We start from the raw sequence: 6,461 nt of genomic DNA, 5'->3' as shown, positions 1-6,461 counted from the left end.
ATCCAATAAATTTAATCTCAGGAATCAAACCCAGCTCTTTAGCTTGTTTAAGTATCATTGCACCCTCAGGCGTTACGCCAACATAAAACACTATGTCAGGTTTCGCAGCCTTTATAGCAGTTAAGTATGGATAGAAGTCCGTAGCTCCTCGCTCAAAATATTGTTCAACCACCGTTGGGATTCCATGCTCTTTAAAACTATTCTTAAATGACTCTACAAAAGATCTACCATAATCGTCGTTTATTGCAAGAAAACCTATTTTGGAAGGCTTTAACTTATCGATAATTACAGGAGTGATCAGAGGAGCTATTAAGCCCATAGAAGGCCTCATCCTAAAGTAATACTCATGACCAGGGCTGGTAACAGCATCCGCAGCGCATTCAATAGTTATTCCCGGGATTTTGTATTCATCGCATAAGGAGGCTATAGCTATACATACTGAGCTACAATGGGAGCCTAATATTGCTACTACTTTATCTTCAAGGATCATTTTTCTTACAGCAGCTACACCTTCCGTCGGTTCACATCTATCATCATACCTAACTATTTCAATTGTATACTATTTCAATTGTATATTTTTCGCCTTTAATGTATATACCTCTTGCATTGATTTCTTCTAAAGCTATTGATATTCCTCTCCAACCATTAGTACCGAATTCTGCTGCGGGACCAATGAATGGCGCAGAATAACCTATCTTTATTACATGCACAGGGGGAGGCCTTGTGAAATACCAACCAAGAACTCCTCCAACAATTGCAATGACAACAATAGCCAGTATAGCGATACCCCTTTTACCAAGCTTTCTTTTTCCAGACATATTATCACCTTTTCAATTGCTGTATATACTATTTTATAAAAAATATATACTTTATCCCATATTTTTGGGATATTTTATATGATTATAAAATAAATAATAAATAGAAATTTAATAGAAATTTAAAGGATTTAAGTAAAAGTGTAATCATGAAATTGCTCAGAAAAGACTGAACTACCCATTACCATAAAACTTTAAATTGTCTACATAAAAATCAGTTTGTAGGGGGATATGTCCACCATTATTAAAAATAGGGATGAATTGCTTTCTCATGGAAATAGGAGGGGAAGGGAAATCGTATTAGATATTATTGAATATGCTATTAAAGCTGTGGATGCGTATGAAGCTGTGAAGAAGAAAGTTCGCATTGAAAATAGCAAGCTGATTGTTGAAGGCTTAATATATGATTTATCGAGCGTGGGAGATATCTTTGTTATTGGTGCAGGTAAGGCATCTTTCTCTATTGCTCAAGCTTTAGATGAAATATTGGGAAGCAACATTAAAAGGGGGGTTGTAATAGTTAAAAGGGGGGAGAGTCGTAGACTGAAGCATATAGAAATTGTAGAAGCTGGTCATCCTATACCAGATGAAGCGGGATTGGAAGGTGCGAGGAAGATAATGGAGATAGCTGAGGAGGCTGAGGAGGGAGATCTCGTTTTTTGTGCTATAACTGGTGGAGCCTCTGCCCTAATGCCCTTACCAGCTGGAAACATAAGTTTAGAGGATAAGAAGAGGGTGACTGAACTTCTTCTAAAGTGTGGAGCTACAATAGATGAGATCAACGCTGTTAGAAATCATATTTCAGCGATAAAGGGTGGGAAACTTGCCAAATACATTCATCCAGCTGAAATAATCAATTTAATAGTAATAGATGAGATTGCAGGTCGCCCATGGGGTCCAACAGCTCCAGATATGACTACATTTAAGGATGCAATAAACGTCCTTAAGAAGTATGATTTATGGGAGAAGGTTCCCGATTCCGTGAGGGAATACCTTAAGAGGGGTATGATGGATCCCAGCTTGGAAACGCTGAAACCCCACGACTTTAAAAATTTAAAAGTTCACAATGTAATATTAGCCAATAATGAGGTCATGTGCGAGGCTGCTAAAAGGAGGGCTGAGAAGTTGGGATTTAGATCACTAATTTTATCTACAAAGCTGGAGGGGGAAAGTAGAGAAGCTGGTATCGTATTGGCGAGCATTGCGAGGGAGATAGAAGAAAGGGGTCAACCTATCAACCCACCTTGCATTTTAATAGTAGGGGGAGAAACAACTGTTACAATTACTGGTCCATGTGGTAAGGGTGGACCGAGCCAAGAACTTGTCCTCGGAGCTTCTTTAAAGATAGCTGGAAGTAAGAGAATAGTTATCGCTTCCATAGATACTGATGGCACGGATGGACCAACGGAAATAGCTGGAGGTATAGTAGATGGCTACACATTGATGAGAGCTGAAGAAATTGGCATAGACATATTTGAAAATCTGAAGAAACACAATTGCTATGAAGTATTGATGAAACTCCAAGATGCCATAATTACTGGACCAACAGGAACGAATGTAATGGACCTGAACATTATAGCCGTTATGGATTAATTTTTGAATAGAAACACTCATATATACCTTAACAAAAAGGTGGCAAGGGTGATGTTTAGGTATGGAGCGTTTCAAAATAAGGGAGGTTAAAGCAAGAGAAGTACTTGACTGTAGGGGGGAGCCGACAATCGAAGTTGAAGTTATAACTGAAACTGGCATTGTAGGTAGGGCTAGCGTTCCAAGTGGGCGATCTAGGGGGATGCATGAAGCTTTTGAACTGAGGGATGGGGGGAAGAGGTATCATGGGAAGGGCGTTCTAAAAGCTGTTAGGAATGTGAATGAAATTTTAGCTCCAGCATTAAAGGGGATGGATGTAACGAAGCAAAGGGAGATAGATGAATTAATGATCGAACTTGATGGAACTGAAGATAAATCGAAAATTGGAGCTAATGCAATAGTTGGAGTTTCCCTTGCCGTAGCAAAGACCGCTGCCAATGCCTTAGAAATCCCCCTCTACCGATATATAGGAGGGGTGAATGCCTACATTCTGCCAGTTCCAGTTTTAAACCTTATAGAAGGCGGGAAGCTTGCCGCCACAGATCTCGACTTTCAAGAACACCAAGTAATGCCCATCGGTGCCAAAAGTTTCTCTGAAGCAATAAGAATGGGTTTAGAAGTCTACTACGAACTCGGAAGAATCTTAATGGAGAAACATGGTAAGTATTCTCTAAATGTTGGAGTTGAGGGAGGATATACCCCTCCCGGAATGAAAGACCCTAGAGAAGCATTAGAATTAGAATTGAAAGCAATAGAGGAACTTGGATACACAAACAAGTTTGCACTCAGCTTAGATTGCGCTGCAACTCACCTGTATAATAGGAATACGGGGAAATACACTCTAATGGGAAAGGAGATCACACGAGAAGAGCTCATAGACTTTTATGAAGACCTAGTCTCAGCCTACCCAATCCAGTCACTTGAAGACCCCTTGGAGGAAGAGGATTTTGAAGGCTTTCGAGAATTAACTAAAACTTTGAACGTTCAAATAATTGGAGACGACCTCTTCGCCACAAACATTAAACGATTAAGGAAGGGGATCGAAATGAAAGCTGCAAACGCTATCCTATTAAAAGTCAACCAAGTGGGAACTCTAAGCGAAGCTCTAGACGTAGCGGAACTAGCTTTCAGAAACGGCTATGGCGTTCAAGTATCTGAAAGATCTGGGCAAACTGAAGATACATGGCTAGCAGATTTGACAGTCGGAATAAATGCGGGACAAATAAAAACTGGCGTAACAAGAAGTGAGAGGACGGCTCAATACAATCAGCTACTAAGAATAGAAGAAGAACTTGGGAAAAGAGCAAAATATGCTGGTAAAAACTTCAAACAACCATTCTAATTCTCCTCCGTTTAAAAAGCAAATATGATGACATAAAAATTAGGATTTATTCGACTGGAATTTCTTCGAAGACTCTGGAAAGGTCAATGCCTTCCTTCTTCTTTCTGTAGTATTTGAATGAGAAGTAAATTGCTGCAGATAGTACGTAGAGGAAAATCATGAAACCAGCTGAATATGGATTGTTCACCACATACACTGGATCTACTGCCCAGAGCCAGAAAACGTAAAGTAGGAAGATTATATAAATAGCGCTTACTATGGAAACTAGTGGAACTCCACTCGCTCTATACTTGGCAACTGGATTTTTGCTGAAAAGCCCAGGTCTTCGAGCTGGGAAGAGTAGACAAGCAACAGTTGTTCCAAAGTATGCTATGGCAAAGGTGGCGTCAAGGGTTAACGTCTTGAATTCAGGAACGAAGAAGTAGAGGATTGTGAGTACTAGCGAAGACAGAGACATGAAGAGTAGGGCGTTGATCGGTGTATTAAATCTAGTCTTGACGTCTGCAAATATCTTTGGAAAAGCCGATCAAAAGCTGAAGCAAATATAACTCGTGTGGACGATAAGAATAGCGTGCCAGACCACGACCAGAACCATGCTGACATAAGTATCACCATGAGTACTGCAAGTGCAAGTATAAGGTTTACAGCGAAGCCCTGTAATTTGCACAATAACCAAGAAGTAAAGCAACATTACACGCTTCGAAATTGCAGCAACGCTTTATGCTGAAAATTTTTATAATGGAACCCTTTATATTTTTAATTCTTGAAATCATAATAATGAAGTTGCTTATGTTGAGTAGTGTTCGAAGTTTAATGACCATCTATGTTGGGGTTTTGGTTATTGCTTTGGGGGTTGGTGTTGTGACTCCTGCTATCCCTTTGTATGCTCGTAGTTTGGGGGCTTCTTATGTGGAGGTGGGGTTGCTTGGCACATTTTATTCTTTGACTTATATAGTGTTGGCTGTTTTGTCGGGGTGGCTTTCAGATCATGTTGGGAGGAAGGTGGTTATTACTGGTAGTGCGGTTTTGTGTGGGTTTGCAGCGTTTTTATACCTCATATCCTCAAGCGTGATTTCCTTGTTTCTAGCTAGAGTTGTTGAGGGAGGTGCATGGTGCTCCTTTTGGTCTGCGCTTGAGGCTTTGGTGACGGAGCTTGCTTGGGGGAGGGCTGGTGGAGCTATGGGGGTGTGTGGCATGTTTTATGGTGTTGGCTATTTGATAGGTTCTGTTTTAGGGGGATTCTTAGTGTCTTCTTATGGTTTCAAAGCCACGTTTCTGCTTTATTTTTGCTTATCCTTTATGGCAACAGTAATTTTTGCTAACGTTAAGGCTAGGGGGATGCGAAGCTATGCTGGGGTGAGGGAGCTTTATGGGGTGGAGGTTTTGGGTGGGAGGCATGGTGCTATTGCTTTGCTGACTTCCTATGTCCTGTCATTCTGTCTCTCTATATTGTGGATTGTGATGATTACGTTGTTTCCAGTCTATGTTGAGGATTTGAGGGTGAATGCTTTTTGGATTGGAGTTTTGTTTGGTGCTTTTTGGTTAGGCCATATCGTCTTTTTCGTATTTGCTGGTAGACTCTCAGATACTTTTGGTAGAGAAAATGTTTTGATACCATCAATGGCATGTCTCTCAATAGCATCCATGTTGATAGTTGCATCAAGCGATTTCACAATTCTCTTCATAGTTAATTTGATTATTGGGTGTGGTTTGGGCTCTGCTTATCCAGTTGCGGTGGCTTTGATCTCTGACGTTACACCTTCGCAGCGTAGGGGGGTTATGATGGGGCTTTTTGAAAGCTTATGGGGTATAGGTATGCTTGTAGGCTCTACCCTTGGAGGTTGGATTGCTGAATTTAATGTTAGAGGCCCCTATATTCTCTGTGGCGTCTTATGTGCTGTATGCACTTTGACAGTTGTGGCTTATAAGTTGAGAACTAAGAGTTCTACTGTACAGCCTTCATAATTTCCACAGTAACAATGTATTTGTAGCAGTTTGAGAATCTCCCAATCTTTCCCGTATAGTCTTTTTATTCTATTTATAGTTTCATCAAATTTTTCTATAGGGCTGCTGAAGGTTTTATAATAATTTGTTGGCTAGACTTCCTAATACAGTTATTCCTAGTATTGCTGATGGATTTAAGTTGGAGACTAGCTTGCTTTGAATTATCTGTGGAGATTCATGAGGCTTTGACTGTAGGTAAGGGTGATAATGAATTTAAACTGACATACTCCTCTGGCTTCTTAAACAATGTTTGCGCTTCAATTATAAACGTTTACTTAAGAAGAAAATGAATAAGATAGGCTTCTTTATATTTTCTATTGCATTTTCCATTTCAGTTTTTCGATAAAGTCTAGGGTATTATTGAGATTACAACATGATTATGTGGAATATGGTTCAGATTTTTAGATATAAGAACGGATTTTCACAAGGATTACCACGGCTTATTCACATTTCTCCTGTAGCTGAAATCATTACCTAAGCGGCGTATGTTAAGTCTCAAGATAGTATCTGGCATAAACTCAAAGGCTATGGAAAAAGTAGTGTTAAAAAAAGGCTTCTTGCTGAAGTTTACATCATCTTAAGCATTATGTGAATTCTGAATGTACTTCTTTATTGATGGGAATCTGTTGATTATACTGTTTGGTATGGGGATTGCATTAATAAATTCTGAATTGAAATCTGGATCTGCTGCAAGCTCATGATAACGAACA

General features: G+C 39.8%; 6 protein-coding genes. 3 read left to right on the top strand and 3 right to left on the bottom strand.

Going from position 1 to position 6,461, the window contains the following annotated elements; all coding sequences use genetic code 11:
- A partial coding sequence (locus MRT15_RS08500; protein WP_304329655.1) for an ABC transporter substrate-binding protein occupies nucleotides 1–547 on the bottom strand: 547 nt, incomplete at its 3' end.
- 1 nt (nucleotide 548) lies between these two features.
- Nucleotides 549–818, bottom strand: a complete 270-nt coding sequence (locus tag MRT15_RS08495; protein ID WP_304329654.1) for a hypothetical protein — start codon at nucleotides 816–818, stop codon at nucleotides 549–551.
- 228 nt (nucleotides 819–1,046) lie between these two features.
- On the opposite strand from MRT15_RS08495, the gene MRT15_RS08490 reads away from it, so the two are divergent.
- Nucleotides 1,047–2,408: a glycerate kinase gene (locus MRT15_RS08490; RefSeq protein WP_304329653.1), complete on the top strand. Its 1,362-nt coding sequence runs from the start codon at nucleotides 1,047–1,049 to the stop codon at nucleotides 2,406–2,408.
- A 61-nt stretch (nucleotides 2,409–2,469) separates the two neighbouring features.
- The gene (gene eno / locus MRT15_RS08485; RefSeq protein ID WP_304329652.1) at nucleotides 2,470–3,747 is read left to right on the top strand and encodes a phosphopyruvate hydratase; all 1,278 of its coding nucleotides are present in this window, start codon (nucleotides 2,470–2,472) and stop codon (nucleotides 3,745–3,747) included.
- Between the two features lie 46 nt (nucleotides 3,748–3,793).
- Here eno and MRT15_RS08480 read toward each other — a convergent pair whose 3' ends face one another.
- The gene (locus MRT15_RS08480) at nucleotides 3,794–4,204 is read right to left on the bottom strand and encodes a hypothetical protein (RefSeq protein ID WP_304329651.1); all 411 of its coding nucleotides are present in this window, start codon (nucleotides 4,202–4,204) and stop codon (nucleotides 3,794–3,796) included.
- A 332-nt stretch (nucleotides 4,205–4,536) separates the two neighbouring features.
- Here MRT15_RS08480 and MRT15_RS08475 point away from each other — a divergent pair, with 332 nt between their 5' ends.
- Nucleotides 4,537–5,712: an MFS transporter gene (locus MRT15_RS08475; RefSeq protein ID WP_304329650.1), complete on the top strand. Its 1,176-nt coding sequence runs from the start codon at nucleotides 4,537–4,539 to the stop codon at nucleotides 5,710–5,712.
- Nucleotides 5,713–6,461: the final 749 nt, after the last annotated feature.

Origin of the sequence: Candidatus Culexarchaeum yellowstonense (assembly GCF_024707025.1) — an archaeon.
Classification (GTDB): Archaea; Thermoproteota; Methanomethylicia; order Culexarchaeales; family Culexarchaeaceae; genus Culexarchaeum.
This window is presented reverse-complemented; position numbering and strand designations above follow the sequence as displayed.